We start from the raw sequence: 17,781 nt of genomic DNA on the forward strand, positions 1-17,781 counted from the left end.
CTACAATCTACTACTTTGTCTTTTTTACCACATAGGTAAAGCCCTCTCTTATACAGGAAAGGGCTTTACAATTTTTTATTCAATTGAAAAAATAAAGGAGTAAATAGGCTGATTGCCTTTATGTGTTTCTAGTTCTATTTCTTGATAATTTTCTTCTATGAAATTAGTTAGGGAAGAAAGCTCTTCGTCTGTAGCATCCTCACCTTGAAGGATAGTAATAATTTCGTCTTCTTCAGTTAACATTTCAGTTAACAATTGCTTCGTCGTTTCTAATTTATCTTTGTTTGTCGCCTTTATTTTACCATCTGCTAGACCCATGAAATGACCATTTTCTATCGACATTCCATCTATTTGTGTATCCCGAACCGCATATGTAACTTGCCCGGTTTTCACCTGTTTACTTGCTTCTACCATGTTTTCCTTGTTTTCTTCTAGGTTAACCTCTGGATGAAAAGCAAGTAATGCACTCATTCCTTGAGGGATTGTTTTGGTTGGTACAACCGCAACATTTTCTGAAGCTAAATCAGCAGCTTGCTCGGCAGCCATAACAATATTTTTGTTATTAGGCAGAATAATAATGTTTTTCGCATTTGCTTCACCAATTGCGTCTGTAATATCTTGAGTACTAGGGTTCATTGTTTGTCCACCTTGAATGACTACTGTAGCACCAAGGCTTTCTAACAATTCCTTTAAACCTTCACCCATCGCAACCGAGACAATACCATACTCAGATTTATCCTTTGGTTTTTTTTCTTGTTTTTTCTGATCGCCAACAATCGATGTATGTTGTTCTCGCATATTATCTACTTTTATACTTATAAAGCTTCCAAAACGTTGTCCTAAATTAAGTACTTCCCCAGGATGTTCAGCGTGAATGTGAACCTTTATAATCTCATCATCTGAGACAACGAGTAAAGAATCACCATATTCATTTAATTCGTTTCTAAAATTTTCTTCACTGAATGGATTTGATACTAACTTATCCTCTTCCATCTTCACCATGAATTCAGTGCAATAACCAAATTCAATGTCTTCAGTATTCATAAAATCTTGAGCTAATTTATGATGCTCTGCATTGACCATGTCACTCATCTCAATAGAATTATCAGCAGTTTCAGGAAGCTCCTCGCCTTTTAGTGATGATAGGAATCCTTCGTAAATTGTGACAAGACCTTGTCCACCACTATCTACAACACCTACTTCTTTCAAAACAGGTAGTAGGTCAGGAGTTCTTTTCAGCGATGCTTTTGCCTCCGCTAGAACACCCTCCATAAACTCAATTATGTCTTTATTTGGAGATTCAGCTAGCTTTTGAGCCCTGTGAGCAGAATCCTTTGCAACAGTTAAGATTGTTCCCTCTACCGGCTTAATAACAGCTTTATAAGCTGTTTTCACACCCATGTCAAAGCCTGCTGCTAAATCTTCAGTCGTTAGTGTTTTCTTACCCTCAACGCCCTTAGCAAACCCTCTAAACAATTGAGACAGGATAACGCCTGAGTTTCCACGTGCCCCCATTAGTAATCCTTTAGCAAAAGCCTGGGTCACCTCTGAAACATTGTCAGTATTTGTATTTTTAACTTCAGTAGCCCCTGAAGTCATAGATAAATTCATATTAGTACCTGTATCCCCGTCGGGTACAGGAAAAACATTTAATGCATCAATCATTTTGGCGTTATTCGTTAAATGGCTTGCTCCTGCTTTTACCATTTGTGCGAATGTATTTCCGCCTAACGTTCGTAACGTCACTTACAACTACCTCCTTCTTCAACGGTTGAATATTATCAGACCGAACTATCATCTCAGTAATTAGAAAATATAATTTAGGATAAAATAATTTTTTGTGCTAAAAAGTCAACTATTAATCATTAGCTACTCTTACACCTTGAATATAAATATTGACAGAGCTTATAGATAAACCAAGTGTTTTATCTAATGTATATTTCACTTGTGACTGTACATTATTAGCAACCTCGGAAATCTTCGTTCCATAACTAACAACGATATACATATCAATGTGCAAATTTTCTCCGTCTTGTCTAACAACTACACCTCTTGAAAAATTCTCTTTGCGAAGAATTTCTGCAATTCCATCTCTAAGTTGGTTTTTTGAAGCCATACCTACAATACCATAGCATTCGATAGCTGCACCGCCAGCAATCGTAGATATAACATCATTTGTGATCGTTACATGACCATCCTTATTATTAAGTTCAATGGACATAAGTAATCCTCCTTGGCTAACTCGTAAATTTAAGGTCATTTTACTATAACTCGTGAAAATATAAAAGCTGTTTCACTTTCAAACAATTATGTATCTTAAATTCGTTCTCAAGCTAATTCTAAAAAACAACTTACAATAGCTAACCTAGTATCACTAATTTTAGTAAAAAAGCACCTTACTGAATATAGATAACTATTTATTTAATCATAAACCCCTAGTCCTATTTGAAACAAACCCCTTTATACAATGGACGAAAATCAAAATTCTGTCAAGTTAGGTTTATCATTAGTATTAAGAAACGATATATTGCAATATTCTTCCCTATGTGTTAGATTATATTAGTATGTAAAGAGATAGATGTTAGTAGGAGGGATTTTATATGGGACGCACATGCGCTGTAACTGGTCGTAAAACGACGGCAGGAAACGCTCGTTCTCACGCGATGAACGCTAATAAACGTAATTGGAAAGCTAATGTTCAAAAAGTACGCATAATGGTTGACGGTAAACCAAAACGCGTTTATGTATCTGCTCGTGCTTTAAAATCAGGCAAAGTTGAACGAGTATAATACAGTTAAACACAAAAAAAGCACCCATTGAGGGTGCTTTTTTTGTGTTTAATCCTTTTTCAAACCCATAATTGCACGTACAAAGCCACCAATGAACCGCGGGAGTTTAAACGTATAAAATTTCATGAGATCCCCCTCCTCTTTTCCGGATAGCAATAAAAGATCACTTCTGATTATCCTATGTTAATGACCCTAGATAAGTACATCTCGGCTCTTTATTACTAATAATATGCCTTCATCAAAGGAAAAAGTACCTTTTTCTGAAAGAAGCTTATTAGAAATACATAATGTAGAGCCCCAAATAATATTAGTGTTACTTAATTTATAGTAGAAGCCCTCGAGACTTATGCCTATTACTTTTTGTGAAAATGGTAGAAATGAAATATTTGGATAAATTGGATCATCATAAATATCATACTTACCGGGAAAATTTAGTTCAATTCGGTTCCCATTATCAAAAATAATACCATTAACATTATTTTGTTTTAATTGATGAAGCAGTTGTATGCCAACCAATTCATGATCTAGTCTTCCACCAGTAATACCGAATAAATAAATTGTATCAGGATTTAATTCGAGCGATCTTTTAATAGCTAGCTCCAAGTCTGTTTCGTCTTTTTCAACAGGATGTATTTCATAATGGTGACTATTATGTTTAATTCTAGCTAACTCATCTTCTGAAATAGAATCAAAATCACCGATAGCAATATCAGGGATAAGATTAGCTTCTAAAAGAGTTATGGCTCCTTTGTCTGCTCCAATCCAGGTTGTTACCTCCTCTTTATATGTATGTAAATAAGGTATATGCTGTGATGGCCCTCCAGCAACAATAGCTACCGTTGACATAACTTCCACCATACTTTCTTTTAAGCTCTTTTTATACTGTTGTTGCTTTTAAATCTTCGCAGTTGATAGAAAATACGAAGTAACTTTTGCTTTCTTCCACTCTAAATAAAACGAGTGTTATACGGTCGCTTCGGCAGAATACTTCGCTTTCCGTGGGCACGGCCTAAAGCCTCAGAATCAAAGAACAGGAGGCTGAGGCGTTCCCCGTGGAAAGCGAGTGTTTTTCCGCAGCGTTGATTTAGCACTCATTTGATACAGAATGGAAGGAAATCAACTCAGTAGTTACGTCGTATTCTATAGGTTTTGTGTCAAAAGCACCAATTAATTCGGTGCGACGAGTAACCACAGTCCCCATCTTTTAAAAATATCCTTATTTTAAAAATTATAAATGAAGAAGGCTACCTTGACCGGCAACCTTCTTCATTTATGCGTTACGGATATTTTTAATTGCTTCTTTCCGGTTCTCTTGATTAAATACCGCACTTCCTGCAACAAGGACGTCTACACCTGCATCTTTACAAAGTTTGGCTGTGTCTTTATTTACACCACCATCAACTTCAATTTCAAATGATAAATTCATTTCTTTTCTCCAACCAGCAACTGTCCTTACTTTCGACAACACCGATTGGATAAAGGTTTGGCCACCAAAACCAGGATTAACTGTCATTAGTAGGACAAGATCGACCTCTGGCAAAATAGGTTTGATCAACTCTGCTGGTGTAGCTGGATTTAGTACAACGCCTGCCTTAACACCAGCATCTTTAATTGATTGAATCGTTCTGTGTAAATGTAGACATGTTTCCTGATGAACAGTAATAATATCTGCACCTGCATCTGCAAATGGTTGTATATATTGATCCGGGTTTTCAATCATTAAATGTACATCCAAAGGAAGTGATGTCACTGGTCTAATCGCTTGAACTACTAATGGACCAATGGTGATATTGGGGACAAAGTGTCCATCCATCACATCGACATGAATATAATCCGCTCCAGACTGTTCGACATCAAGAATTTCGTCTTTTAACATTGAAAAGTTAGCTGATAATATTGATGGTGCTATTTTTGTCATAATTTAGTACCTCGGCTTTCTATTTTGAATCTCTTCAAAGAACTGCAAATAATGTTTGTACCTATACGCTGGAATTTCATGAGCATCTACTGCTGATTTGACTGCACATTTAGGTTCTTTATTGTGCATACATCCTCTAAACTTACACTCGGCTCTTCGTTCTTTCATTTCAGGGAAACAGTCTGGTAGATCTGCTAATTCAAGCTCATTGAATTCTAGTGAACTAAAGCCAGGTGTATCAGCGACAAGACCTTCATTAACTTCAATTAATTCAACATGTCTTGTTGTATGTTTTCCTCTTCCAAGACTCGCTGAAATCTCATTTGTTGCCAATTTCAATAACGGATTAATCGCATTTAACATCGATGATTTTCCAACACCAGACTGACCAGCAATTACTGAAATTTTATTTTTAAAGTGACTTACTATCTGACTGAAATTCTCCGGTTCTTTTGTTGATAATGTTTGAACTTGATAGCCAATTCGTTCATAATCTGATTTAAACTGTTCAATTGCATCTCTTTTATCCGATTGAACTGTGTCCATTTTAGAAATAAAAATAATTGGATCAATAAACTTGGATTCAATTAGTACTAAAAACCGATCAAGAAGAAGCGTGCTGAAATCAGGTTCTGTTGCCGAAGTTACGATTATTGCTTGATCAATATTAGCTATTGGCGGACGAACAAGCTCGTTTTTCCGCTTTTCAACTTCAGTAATATATCCTTCACCAGGATTACTTTCTTCAAACACCACATAGTCTCCAACAAGTGGGTTGACTTTATTTTTTCTTAATAGACCTCTTCCTCTACATTGGAAAACATCTTCACCACTTTTGACATAATAAAATCCACTTAAAGCTTTTACGATTTTACCCTCTGGCATTCATTCACTCACCCCTCTACATCTTCATATCTTACACTATCGTCTAGCACCACTTTATCATCTCGTTCAACTTTATATAAAGCTTCCCCGTCAGGCGGAACCAATAAATTGATTTCAAACTCTTTGTTCTCGGTAATGGTTTCTTCTTTAACTGGCGTGGAAAAATTGTTTCCAGCAGCATCTTCTACATAGATACGAACTACCTGTGGTTGTGGTTCAGGTTCACCTGTTTCTTCATCACCTGTTTGATCCTCGTTACCCGTATAAGGTATTGTAAATCTTACAGTTTTTGTTCTTGGCTTTTTTTCTTCAGGTCCAGTCGACACTACAATTTGCACTTCAGATCCTTGTTCTACTTCGGTGTTCGAACTTGGGCTTTGTTCAATGACTCTACCCGGTTCATTTGCTGAGTGCCTGTCAGTAACTTTACCAGAAAGATTTTCATTTGCTAAATAATCCATCGCTTGTTCTTGAGTCATACCTACTAAGTTGTTTAGAGTTACATTTTCAAGTCCCTTACTAATATCAAAGGTGATACTTGTTTCTTCAGGGATAACAAGTGCACCTGGCTGAGGATGGTATTGTTCGATAATTTCTCCAACTTTTTTATCAGAGAACTTTTCACGAATCGTAATATCATTGTACCCAGCTTGCCTTAGGACCCGTTCAAGTTGATAATAATCCTGACCAACATAATCGTCAAAAGTTACTTTCTCTTTTCCATCGCTTGAAAATACCGTCACTGTTCGTCCTTCTTTGACGATTTCTCCAGCTTCAGGGTCAGTTTTAATTACATAGCCCTCTTCCACTTCATCTGAATACCTTGTTTCTTGTTCAACATTAAGATTTAGACTACTTAATTCACTTATTGCTTTTTCGTATTCCATATTAGTAACATCTGGGATTTCTACATCATCTGGCTGTAACCAACTTGGTAGAATAAATAATGCTGCAATAATCGCACCAAATAACACAAATAAAATGGCTGAAACCCAAATAATAGCCTTTTTACGTTTCTTTTTCCCATGTTTCACTTCACTATCTTTCGGCGACTCCGCTTTCGCATCGTGGACGATTGTATCATGATGTGTTTGATGTTGTTTGTAGGCTGAGTCTGTGATAACTGGAATTGCTTTAGTAGCTTCTCCACTATCTTCTGGCGGATTAAACAGTTCTTCATTTACTCTATTCGAATCTAATGCTGTTTCTAAATCCTCTTCCATTTCGTAAACTGAACTATATCGGTGGAATGGATCCTTAGTTGTAGATTTAAGCACAATATTTTCTACACTTTGAGGCAAGTCAGGATTCCAGCGCCTGATTGACGGTGTATTACTTTGCAAATGTTTTAACGCAATAGATACTGCAGACTGACCTGAAAATGGAAGCCTTCCACTCAAAAGTTCAAAGAAGACAATCCCTAAAGAATATACGTCTGATTTCTTATTAGCCATCCCACCTCTTGCCTGTTCCGGAGATAGATAATGAACAGAACCGAGCACTGAATTTGTTTGGGTTAGTGACGTCGCGCTAAGGGCAATCGCAATTCCAAAATCAGTTACTTTAACCAATCCAAACGGATCAATTAAAATATTTTGAGGTTTAATATCCCGATGAACAATGTCATTTTCATGTGCATGTATTATTGCAGAAGTCACCTGTTTCATAATATCTATCGCTTTTTGCACTTCCACTGGTCCATATGTTTGTATGTATTTTTTTAGCGTCATGCCATCGACATATTCCATTACCATGTAATAAATATTGTCTTCCTCACCAACATCATAAATATTAACAATATTCGGATGCGATAGACTGGTCGCAGATTGAGCCTCCCTATGAAATCTAGCAATGAATTCATCATCATTGGCATACTCAAGGCGTAATACTTTAATTGCTACATCGCGGTCTAGAATAATATCTCTAGCAAGATAGACATTAGCCATGCCTCCGCCACCAATCATCTTCTTGACCTTATACCTTTCATTTAACAGTCGACCATCTAGCACTATGATTCACCCTCTTCTTGTGAGTCATCATAGTGAACAAGAGCTAATGATATATTGTCTTCGCCACCTCGTTCATTTGCTTCAACAATTAATTTACTTGCACTTCCCTCAAATTCTTCACTACCTTTTAAAAATTCATGAAGCTCTGATTCACCTAGTTTATTTGATAATCCATCAGTACATAAGAATAACTTATTAGTAGTCTCCCAACCAATTGTTTGAACATCAGGCTGAACATCTCGCTCTGTTCCTAATGCTTTCAATAAAACATTTTTTCTCGGATGATATTCAGCATCAGCTTTAGAGATTTGACCAGTTCGGACTAATTCATTTACAAGCGAGTGATCCTCTGTTACCTGCTTAAAGCCTTGATCATTTAGTAGATAACCTCTACTATCTCCAATATGTCCAATTGATATAAATTCATTACCACAAATAACAGCTACAACAGTAGTTCCCATACCTATACAGTCATGATGTTCCTGGGCATAATCGTATATGGAGTTATTTACAGCTTTGATTGTGTTTGTTAACCATTGCTCGGATTCTTCAGGTGAAGTGAAATTAACTGTTTTTTCCCATTCTTTACTTAATGATGTAACAACCATTTGACTCGCTACATCACCAGCTTGGTGTCCACCCATTCCATCGGCAATCACGGCAAGGATTTGCTGTTTATAATTTTTGAATATCCCACCATTATCCTCGTTATGGTCTCTAACTCTACCTTTATCCGTCAAAAAGTAACCATTCATCTTATTCACCCCGTCTTCACCTTGGATCTGTCATGAAAACTAACTTTCATATCCAATAGTAAAAAGTACTTTATCTATTATTATTGTACTCATCTGTTACTGCTTTTTTCTTAATCTTGTTAAAAAGAAACCATCGGTATTATAATCTTGTGGGAATAGTTGTAAACCCCACTTAGTTAGACCCTTGGCCGATTTTAAATTATTCGGCAGTTCCTGATTAAATTCAGGATCCAGCTCGAAATCAGGACGTTTTTCTAGAAATTGTTTAACTACATTTTCATTTTCATTTTTGTCGACTGTACAAGTACTATATAATAGTTTACCATCTTTTTTTAATAATGAGGAAACACTTTCCAATAATTCTAGTTGAATTATTGACAGATGCTTAATATCTTGTTCACTTTTATGATATTTAATATCCGGTTTTCCTCTTAATACACCTAATCCAGAACAAGGGGCATCCAACAGAATACGATCGAACGTTTCATCATCATGTAACGATGATAATGTTCTAGAATCTGCTTGGTTTGAGTCAATAATCGTCAGATCTAATTCTAATGCTTTTTCTGCTACAAGCTTTGCTTTTTTATCATGTAGATCATAGGCATGAACTTGTCCAATATCTCCCATTTTCTCGGCTATATGAGTTGTTTTTCCTCCTGGGGCACTACAGGCATCTAAAACCGTCATTTCTTTTTCAACTGCAAGCATTTCGGTAACTAACATCGAGCTTTGATCTTGTATTGTCAAATAGCCTTCTCGAAATAAATTACTTCTTAGAATATTCCCTTTTCGAATAATTATCCCTTGGTTTGAAAAAAGGGAAGGTTCAACTTCAAAGTCGTTACTTGTCAACTGACTGATAGCTTCTTCTCTTGAGATTTTCAAGGGTTGAACCCTAACAGCCATTGATTTATGGGTTAAATTAGTCTGACACATCTGTTTTGTAGTCTCGATTCCATACATGCTTATCCAACGGTCTATTAGCCATGATGGATGGCTTGTTTCTATACTGATCCGTTCAACTTGATCAGCAATTTGAGTTGGATCAGGAAATCCCTTACGCTGCACGTTTCTTAACACACCATTTACCAAAGAAGATATTCCTTTGTGACCGCGTTTTTTAGAGATTTCTACTGATTCGTGAATAATCGCATGATCAGGAACTTTATCTAGATATTTCATTTGATAGAACGATAAATAAAGTAACCACTTTACCCAAGGTTTTAACTTCTGCTTATTCTTATCATCTACAAAACTAGATAAATAATAATCGAGTGTTAATTTACGTTGTATTGTCCCATAAACCATTTCTGTTAATAATGATTGATCTCGATCACTTAATTCCTTATTTTTTAATGCGTGATCAATTAGTAGATGACTAAATCCGCCACCTTCTACTCTAACTAAAATATCTAATGCTGTACTCCTGAGTATGTTTTTAGCCATTATTTTCTCCTAACTTTTCCCCAACTGTTACTTTACTACCGGTACCACGCAAATAATCTTCTGCTGTCATTCTCTTTTTACCTGATGGTTGCAAGCTGGTGATTTTAACACCTTTTTGGTCACCACATGCTACAACTAACCCATCTTGTAACAACTCAACGATCTGTCCTGGGACTGCATCAAATTCTTTTTCCACAAGTTCAGCCCACCAAACTTTTAAAACCTTCTCATCTAAAGTAGTAAACGCAACTGGCCACGGATGAAGCCCACGAATATGGTCATATACCCGTTTACTTGATTGTTGCCAGTCTATCTTCTCTTGTTCACGAGAAATATTATAAGCATAGGTAGCTTTCTCATCTTCTTGTTTTCTACTAACTAATTTACCTTCGAGTAAACGAGGTAGCGTATCGTGCAGTAATGAAGAACCAGCTACTGCAAGCTTATCATGCAATGTTCCAACATGATCTTCGCTTGTAATAGGTACTGTAATTTGTGTAATGATATTACCTGCATCAAGTTGTTCTACCATATACATGATTGTTACGCCTGTCTCTTTTTTACCTTGGAGAATGGCATAGTGAATTGGTGCACCTCCACGGAGTTCTGGTAAAAGAGAAGCATGCACGTTGATACATCCGTGGATAGGTGCATCTAATAGTGGATTCGGAAGGATTTGTCCGAATGCCGCTGTCACAATTAAATCCGGTTCAAATTGCAATACATACTGATAGTCATCTTTAATTTTTTCAGGCTGAAAAACTGGAATGCCATGTTTTTCAGCTTCCACTTTTACCGGGGGTGGTGTCAGTACTTTCTTCCTTCCTTTAGGTCGGTCTGGCTGAGTCACCACTAATTCCACTTGATAATTATCACTTATTAATTGTTGCAAAACAGGTACAGCAAAATCTGGGGTACCCATAAAAACGATTTTTTTCATAACTTTCCCCTTCCTACATCAATTGATAGGGTTGTAAATCCACATTAATTAGTAAGTCATTCTTTTGTAGTTCTTTTTGATAGAAACTCAAAATTTTCTTGATTACTTTCCTTTGGTTCGGTTCATTTTTGTATTTTATCATGCATTGATAGCGATATCTATCTTTGATCCGTGTCAGAGCCGATGGTGTTGGTCCAAGGATTCGTGTCTGCTGTGTAAGATGTTTGTTTAAAAGTTGTGTTATTGTTTTTGTGACCTCGATAACCTTCACTTGGTTCGGATGAGAGACTGTAATAAGCGTTAAGAAAAAGTAAGGCGGGTAGTTAAATGTCTTTCTTATTTCCATTTCTTTTTTAAAAAAACTGTCATAGTCATATTCACTAGCAAGTTGAACACTATAATGTTCCGGTGTATAGGTCTGAACAACTACTTCACCAGGCAATAGATGTCGACCCGCTCGCCCGCTCACTTGAGTAAGCAATTGAAACGTCTTTTCTGCAGCACGGAAATCCGGTAAATTAAGGAGGGAGTCTGCTGCCAAAACTCCTACGAGTGTTACATTGGCAAAATCTAGCCCTTTTGCGATCATTTGTGTACCTAAGAGTATGTCGGCATCATGATTAGCAAACTGATTTAAAAGTTTTTCATGAGCACCTTTTCTCCTTGTCGTATCAACATCCATACGAATCACTCTTGCTTCTGGTATTAATTTGGTCAATGCCTCTTCCACCTTTTGTGTCCCAGTACCAAAAAATCGTATCGTATCACTTTCACATTCTGGGCATTTCGTCGGCATCTGATCTTCATGTCCACAATAATGACATTTTAAACTATTATTAATTCGATGATAGGTAAGCGTAATGTCACAATGTGGACATTCAATCACATGTCCACAGTCTCTACACATTACGAATGTTGAATACCCTCGTCGGTTTAAAAACAGTACAATTTGCTCCTTTTTTTTCAAACGCTCCTCGATATCTTCTTTCAGTTGCCTAGAAAACATCGTACGGTTTCCGGCGTGTAATTCATCTCGCATATCGACTAGTTTAACTTTCGGCATTGTGGCATTATTCATACGTTTGGAAAGCGTTAATAATTGATAAACCCCTTTTTGTGCTCTCGCAAATGATTCGAGTGCCGGAGTTGCACTACCTAACACAACAGGACAGTTGTGCTGTTCCCCTCTGAAAATCGCCACATCTCTGGCATGATACCTGGGATGGTCCTCTTGTTTATAACTTGTTTCATGTTCTTCATCAATGATAATAATTCCAATATTCTCAAGTGGTGCAAATATTGCCGATCTTGCTCCAACCACCACTTTCACTTGTTTTCGTTGAATCTTGCGCCATTCATCAAATTTCTCTCCTGCAGATAAAGCACTATGTAGTACCGCAACAAGAGAACCGAATCTGCCTTTAAAGCGTTCGACCATTTGAGGAGTTAAAGCTATTTCCGGAACTAAGACGATTGCTTCTTTGCCCTTTTTTATTACTTCTTGAATTGATTGTAAATAAACTTCTGTTTTCCCGCTTCCAGTTACACCATGTAATAAAAATACTTGGTGCTGTTCATGTTCAATTGTAGACAGAATTGGTTTTATTGAAGTTTCCTGCTGTTCTGTAAGTTGCAATGGTGTCGTTCTTGGATATTTATCCTCCTTGTAGGGATTGCGGTAAACTTCTTCCTTATATTCCTGAAGTAACCCACGTTCAAGCAATACCTTTAAGCTTGACCTAGATGTAGCTAACAAGTTAAGTAAACTTTTTTGCTTGATTGCCTGAGGATTCTGGATAAAATAGCTTAGTATTTCTCTTTGCTTTACTGCTTGTTTCGGAAGATTTGCTAACTCTTCATCCAAATGAAAAGAATTTTGATTAGGAGTAATCATCGTTTCTTTCTTAAATGTTTCTTTCGATTGAACTTGGTAGCTCACCTCTATCAAACCTCGATCAATTGCTTTTTGTAGATGATAAAAACTTCCCTCACGAGAAACAAATTCTTCATATGAAATAACGTCCCTATCTGCAAAAATAGCTTCTAATTCCTCTGGAAGTAATTCCTCGGTTAACCGCATTAATTCTTTTTTGTACTTTGCTTTCAACACCTGTGGAAGCATTACTTGGAAAGCTGAAATATAATAACTTAGTGTTTCTTCAGATAGCCATTTACCAAGATGAATTAATTCTTCGGTCAGTACAGGAGTGACATCCATAAGGTCCTCAATGTAACGTAAACGCTCAAAATCAGAGTGATCGGTGAGTTCTAATACAAATCCCATTATTTTTCGTGGTCCAAAAGGAACGATTGCCCGCATTCCCTTTTTTACAGATCCTAGAAACTTATCTGGTATTTTGTAATCGAAAATTCGGTTGGTTTGACTAGCGGGAACATCCACTACTATTTTTGCAATGTTCACTTTGATTCATCCTCTAATTCTGCAATGACTATCTTTAGTAGTTGCTTAGCAATATTAGTTTTTGTCGTTAATCCGATTTCTTTTTGTACGCCTAGACGGTTGAGAAATGTAACTACATTTGTGTCACCAGCAAATCCTGCTCCCTCTGCCTGGATATCGTTTATCACAATTGCATCGAGGTTTTTATCCTGTAATTTTTTTTGACCATAGTTAATTACATCATTCGTTTCTGCTGCAAATCCCACCAAATACTGCGTTGTTTTTATATTACCCAACTCTTTAAGAATGTCTTTTGTCCGTTCAAACTCAATAACTAAATTACCTGACTGTTTCTTCATTTTTTCATCATATGTAGTGATCGGTCGATAATCAGCAACTGCCGCTGATTTGATAACAATATCCTGATTCTCAAAATGTGCAATCATTTGCTGATACATCTCTTCTGCTGTGGTAATATCGATTCGTTTTACATTAGTTGGTGTTGGAAGTGATACTAACCCCGTTACTAAGGTTACATCAGCACCTAACCGTTCGGCTTCTTCTGCCAAGGCAAATCCCATTTTACCTGAAGAATGATTGGTTAAGAAACGAACCGGATCAATTCGCTCTTTTGTTGGCCCTGCTGAGATTAACACCTTTTTCCCTGCTAACGGCAGATCGGAAAGTAAATCATTTTTTATCACTTCTATAATTGTTTCAGGCTCCTCTAAGCGTCCTTTCCCAACATATCCGCAGGCTAAATAACCACTACCAGGTTCAATAAATTTGTACCCCCAAGCCTCTAGTTTTTTCATATTCTCAACTACTGCTGGGTGAGCATACATGTGTACATTCATTGCAGGTGCTATGTAAACAGGGGCTTCTGTTGCTAAAAGAACAGTTGATAACATATCATTAGCGATGCCGCCTGCAATTTTTCCAATCATATTAGCGGTAGTAGGTGCCAGGATAAAAAGATCCGCCCAATCAGCCAGGTCAATATGAGCAATTTTTTCTGGATCTTTTTCGTCAAATGTATCAGTATAAACTGGATTTCTAGAAAGAGCTTGAAAGGTTAGGGGTGATACAAATTCAGTAGCGCTCCTAGTCATGACCACTTTTACATTTGCATCTTGTTGAATTAGTTTACTCGTAAGCGCACAGGCTTTATACGCTGCAATACCTCCCGTTACCCCTAAGACAATATTCATTCGTTTTACCATCTAAACGTGCCCCTTTCCGATTATCTAATTAGATACACCTTATCATCATATTACTCTAAATATTCTTATACAAAAAATAATAACCCTCGCTAGCATAGCTGCAAGCGAGGGTTATGAATTACCTTGACGTCATTTACACCGAACAAAACTTAGTGCTTTTAGCTTAATAAACCGTCGATGCAAATTCCACCTTATTAATCTTTAGCATCACTAGGAATATATGTTAATTTATCAGCCTGAATTTCTTCTAATGCTATACCGACAAATTTAAAAGACTTTGGATTATCTAATTGGTGTCTTTTTGTATCCTGTATTTGACGTGCACGTCTAGCCGATAGTGTAACTAATGTGTATTTAGAATTGATTTTCAGTTGCAACTTATCAATCGATGGCTCTAACATCATGCTAAATCATCCTCCAATATTTTTTTATACTGCTTAGCTACCCGCTCACGTTTACAATGCTCACTTCGAACTATTGATTGAACTTTATGAACTGCAGTTTCAATTTTATCATTAACCACTACATAATCATAGGCATCCATCATCTCAATCTCTTCTCTTGCCGCCATTAGTCTATTTTTAACTAGGTCCTCTGTCTCGGTCCCACGACTAACGATCCTATTTTTCAATTCCTCTAGACTTGGTGGAAACAAGAAAATAAAAACACCTTCAGGAAAGTTTTTCTTCACTTGTAGTGCACCCTGAACTTCTATCTCTAGAAAAACATCATTACCAGATTCTAAAGTTTGTTCCACATAATCTCTGGGTGTTCCATAATAATTCCCAACATACTCTGCATACTCAAGTAATTTATTATTTTGGATCATGTCTTCAAACTCACTTTTTGACCGGTAAAAATAATCAGTACCTTCTCGCTCACCAGTTCTGATGGGACGAGTTGTCATAGAAATCGAATATTTCAATCCTATATCCTTGTCAAACAGAGCTTTTCGGACTGTTCCTTTTCCCACCCCTGATGGACCTGATAAAATAAATAAAATTCCTTTCTCTTCAATCAATGTTCTTCCTCCTAGCTATTCATCAGAGATATCGTCATGACTAATGACACGTTGTCCAACTGTCTCAGGTTGAACAGCAGATAATACAACATGGTCGCTATCTGTAATAATTACAGCTCTCGTGCGGCGACCGTAAGTAGCATCCACTAGTTTATCATTGTCTCGTGCTACAGTTATAATTCGTTTGATTGGTGCAGATTCCGGCGACACGATAGATATGACTCGATTCGCTGACACTACATTTCCAAAACCTATATTAATTAAACGTAAACTCAAAAATGGCTCCCCCTTTTGTGCAGATGATATCTGCACATTGTTTCTAGTTTAATTCTCTATGTACAAAGAAGAAAGTATTCGTAGTGAATATCATTCTTCAAACATATGTATTTCAAATTCACTATTGTAACTATTTTATTTATTATAGTACAAGATTTGAGTAAACGAAAATATTATTCAATATTTTGTACCTGTTCTTTTATTTTTTCTATTTCACTCTTTAATGTTACAACCCATTCACTTATTTTAACATCATTAGACTTGGATCCGATTGTATTCGTTTCTCTATGCATCTCTTGGATAATGAAATCTAGTTTCCTTCCAATTGCACCGGCTTCATTGATTGTTTTAAGGAATTGATTAATGTGACTACGTAGGCGAGTGACTTCTTCAGTTATATCCCCTTTCTCAGCAAGCAAGGCAATTTCTTGGGTTAATTTAAATTCATCTTTTATAAAATCATCATTTAGATATTCTTCAATTCTTTTTGTAATTCGATCCCGATATTCTATTATAACAATATCTCGTCGTTCACCCAACTGTTTTGCTATCGTTTGAATTATTTTAATTCGATCTACTAAATCTCTAACCAGCTCTTCTCCCTCTTTTTGTCGCATTTCAACAACTTTACTACATGCACTCTCAAGAGCTGAAAGAATTGTTTCATGCATCGAATCAAACTCTTGCTCATTTTCTTTAATAGTAAATAACTCATCGATATTGGTCACCATATCGATAGGAATACTTCCATCTAAATTATATTTATTTTTAACCTCGTGAACGCTTTTTATATACTGATCCATTAAGTCCCAATTGACACTTAGCGTATGCTTTATTAGTCCTTCACCTTCAATAGTGATAAATATTTCAATTCTTCCTCTGTTAAAAAATGATTGAATAATCTTTTTCATTCGTTCTTCCATTACCAATAGTGAACGAGGAATTTTGGTTGAAATATCTATAAAACGATGGTTCACACTTCTAATTTCAACAGATATAGCAGTATTATTTAAATGAACTACATTTCTTCCATATCCGGTCATACTCATTGCCAAAAAATCACATCCAATTACTTTTTCATGGTTTATCCATTTATAATAATATCAAAAAATGGCAAATTTACCTAATTGTTATTATAAATCAGATAAATATAAAGGAGCTGGGACAAAACTCAGATAAATAATAAAAAGCTGCACCTTTCCAACACATAGTTGGCGGGTGCAGCTTTTTTTATAAAATTGAACCAATTTAAGTAAGTAAAAAAGGATACCTTCTGATAAAATTAAAGTACCACACAATAACTATCGGAGGTATCCTTATGTTTAAAGATTATAACATGAATCAAGTAATTTTGCCGTTAGATTTAGAAATGAAATTGAAAGAAAATGATATCGCCTATGCGGTCCATGATTTAGTGGAACAGATACCGGATGAAGCCTTCGCTAGCTTCTTGCATAAAACGGGTTGCCCTGCTTACCATCCACGAATGATGATGAAGATTATTTTATGTGCGTACACCCAATCTGTATTCTCTGGTAGAAAAATTGAGGCATTAGAGGAAGATAGTGTACGCATGATGTGGTTAGCACAAGGACATGAGCCAAGCTATCGCACGATCAACCGTTTTCGTGTCAATGAAGAAGTAAAAGAACTGTTACGTCAATGTTTCGTGCAATTTCGTTGTCAACTTGTGAAAGAAGAACTCATTGATAACGAAGCAATTTTTATCGATGGTACCAAGATCGAAGCAAACGCCAATAAATTTACGTTTGTTTGGCGCAAATCGATTGAAAAATACAGTGCCAATTTGGTGGAGAAATCCAATCAAATGTACGATGAATTGTTGGCAAAAGAAATTATCCCAGAAATAGAACGCGAAAGTATCGAGGAACTATCCACCCAAGAACTCGAAAGAGTCGTCGAGAAACTAGAGAAGACGGTTGAAGCTTACGACAAAAAGATTGAAGAAAGTGACGTTGTAAGCGAACGGAAGCAACTTCGTTCTGAACGCAAAACACCAAAACAATATCGTAAACAGTTTAAGGATTATGTAGCACGCAAACAAAAATACGAAAATGATATGACCATATTTGAAGAGCGCAACAGTTATTCAAA

At 36.4% G+C, this 17,781-nt stretch carries 18 protein-coding genes; 2 read left to right on the top strand and 16 right to left on the bottom strand.

The window, feature by feature from the left end; all coding sequences use genetic code 11:
- Nucleotides 1-75: 75 nt before the first annotated feature.
- Both LD272_RS02425 and LD272_RS02430 read right to left on the bottom strand, forming a co-directional pair.
- The gene (locus LD272_RS02425) at nucleotides 76-1,746 is read right to left on the bottom strand and encodes a DAK2 domain-containing protein (RefSeq protein ID WP_226034984.1); all 1,671 of its coding nucleotides are present in this window, start codon (nucleotides 1,744-1,746) and stop codon (nucleotides 76-78) included.
- A 112-nt stretch (nucleotides 1,747-1,858) separates the two neighbouring features.
- Entirely contained in the window at nucleotides 1,859-2,221 is a 363-nt protein-coding gene (locus LD272_RS02430; RefSeq protein ID WP_226034985.1) for an Asp23/Gls24 family envelope stress response protein, read from the bottom strand.
- Between the two features lie 379 nt (nucleotides 2,222-2,600).
- Here LD272_RS02430 and rpmB point away from each other — a divergent pair, with 379 nt between their 5' ends.
- On the top strand, nucleotides 2,601-2,789 hold the full coding sequence (rpmB, locus tag LD272_RS02435; RefSeq protein ID WP_226034986.1) for a 50S ribosomal protein L28: 189 nt from the start codon (nucleotides 2,601-2,603) through the stop codon (nucleotides 2,787-2,789).
- Nucleotides 2,790-2,837: 48 nt separating this feature from the next.
- Here rpmB and spoVM read toward each other — a convergent pair whose 3' ends face one another.
- The 14 genes from spoVM to LD272_RS02505 all read right to left on the bottom strand — a co-directional run bounded on the left by spoVM (nucleotide 2,838) and on the right by LD272_RS02505 (nucleotide 16,715).
- Nucleotides 2,838-2,915, bottom strand: coding sequence for a stage V sporulation protein SpoVM (gene spoVM / locus LD272_RS02440; protein ID WP_226035021.1), 78 nt, complete (start codon nucleotides 2,913-2,915; stop codon nucleotides 2,838-2,840).
- Nucleotides 2,916-2,981: 66 nt separating this feature from the next.
- On the bottom strand, nucleotides 2,982-3,635 hold the full coding sequence (locus LD272_RS02445) for a thiamine diphosphokinase (protein ID WP_226034987.1): 654 nt from the start codon (nucleotides 3,633-3,635) through the stop codon (nucleotides 2,982-2,984).
- Between the two features lie 424 nt (nucleotides 3,636-4,059).
- Nucleotides 4,060-4,707: a ribulose-phosphate 3-epimerase gene (gene rpe / locus LD272_RS02450; protein WP_226034988.1), complete on the bottom strand. Its 648-nt coding sequence runs from the start codon at nucleotides 4,705-4,707 to the stop codon at nucleotides 4,060-4,062.
- A gap of 3 nt (nucleotides 4,708-4,710) precedes the next feature.
- Nucleotides 4,711-5,592: a ribosome small subunit-dependent GTPase A gene (rsgA, locus tag LD272_RS02455; RefSeq protein ID WP_226034989.1), complete on the bottom strand. Its 882-nt coding sequence runs from the start codon at nucleotides 5,590-5,592 to the stop codon at nucleotides 4,711-4,713.
- An 8-nt stretch (nucleotides 5,593-5,600) separates the two neighbouring features.
- Nucleotides 5,601-7,601, bottom strand: a complete 2,001-nt coding sequence (gene pknB, locus LD272_RS02460) for a Stk1 family PASTA domain-containing Ser/Thr kinase (RefSeq protein WP_226034990.1) — start codon at nucleotides 7,599-7,601, stop codon at nucleotides 5,601-5,603.
- The gene (locus LD272_RS02465) at nucleotides 7,601-8,356 is read right to left on the bottom strand and encodes a Stp1/IreP family PP2C-type Ser/Thr phosphatase (protein WP_226035022.1); all 756 of its coding nucleotides are present in this window, start codon (nucleotides 8,354-8,356) and stop codon (nucleotides 7,601-7,603) included. Before LD272_RS02465 ends, pknB begins: the two co-directional genes overlap by 1 nt.
- Before the next feature lie 96 nt (nucleotides 8,357-8,452).
- Complete coding sequence (gene rsmB / locus LD272_RS02470; RefSeq protein ID WP_226034991.1) at nucleotides 8,453-9,805, bottom strand: 16S rRNA (cytosine(967)-C(5))-methyltransferase RsmB; 1,353 nt, start codon at nucleotides 9,803-9,805, stop codon at nucleotides 8,453-8,455.
- Nucleotides 9,798-10,745, bottom strand: a complete 948-nt coding sequence (gene fmt, locus LD272_RS02475; protein WP_226034992.1) for a methionyl-tRNA formyltransferase — start codon at nucleotides 10,743-10,745, stop codon at nucleotides 9,798-9,800. The genes rsmB and fmt overlap by 8 nt, the downstream gene beginning before the upstream one ends.
- A gap of 13 nt (nucleotides 10,746-10,758) precedes the next feature.
- Nucleotides 10,759-13,167: a primosomal protein N' gene (gene priA, locus LD272_RS02480; protein WP_226034993.1), complete on the bottom strand. Its 2,409-nt coding sequence runs from the start codon at nucleotides 13,165-13,167 to the stop codon at nucleotides 10,759-10,761.
- Complete coding sequence (coaBC, locus tag LD272_RS02485) at nucleotides 13,164-14,369, bottom strand: bifunctional phosphopantothenoylcysteine decarboxylase/phosphopantothenate--cysteine ligase CoaBC (protein ID WP_226034994.1); 1,206 nt, start codon at nucleotides 14,367-14,369, stop codon at nucleotides 13,164-13,166. Before coaBC ends, priA begins: the two co-directional genes overlap by 4 nt.
- A 194-nt stretch (nucleotides 14,370-14,563) precedes the next feature.
- On the bottom strand, nucleotides 14,564-14,773 hold the full coding sequence (gene rpoZ / locus LD272_RS02490; protein WP_226034995.1) for a DNA-directed RNA polymerase subunit omega: 210 nt from the start codon (nucleotides 14,771-14,773) through the stop codon (nucleotides 14,564-14,566).
- The gene (gene gmk / locus LD272_RS02495; RefSeq protein WP_226034996.1) at nucleotides 14,770-15,390 is read right to left on the bottom strand and encodes a guanylate kinase; all 621 of its coding nucleotides are present in this window, start codon (nucleotides 15,388-15,390) and stop codon (nucleotides 14,770-14,772) included. The genes rpoZ and gmk overlap by 4 nt, the downstream gene beginning before the upstream one ends.
- A gap of 15 nt (nucleotides 15,391-15,405) precedes the next feature.
- The gene (gene remA / locus LD272_RS02500; protein ID WP_226034997.1) at nucleotides 15,406-15,666 is read right to left on the bottom strand and encodes an extracellular matrix/biofilm regulator RemA; all 261 of its coding nucleotides are present in this window, start codon (nucleotides 15,664-15,666) and stop codon (nucleotides 15,406-15,408) included.
- 173 nt (nucleotides 15,667-15,839) lie between these two features.
- A complete protein-coding gene (locus tag LD272_RS02505) occupies nucleotides 15,840-16,715 on the bottom strand; it encodes a YicC/YloC family endoribonuclease (RefSeq protein ID WP_226035023.1) in 876 nt (291 codons plus the stop codon).
- A gap of 269 nt (nucleotides 16,716-16,984) precedes the next feature.
- Here LD272_RS02505 and LD272_RS02510 point away from each other — a divergent pair.
- Nucleotides 16,985-17,781, top strand: a 797-nt coding sequence (locus LD272_RS02510) for a transposase (RefSeq protein WP_226034998.1), incomplete at its 3' end; no start/stop codon positions are given.

Origin of the sequence: Aquibacillus saliphilus, from assembly GCF_020404745.1 — a bacterium.
Lineage (GTDB): Bacteria > Bacillota > Bacilli > Bacillales > Amphibacillaceae > Aquibacillus > Aquibacillus saliphilus.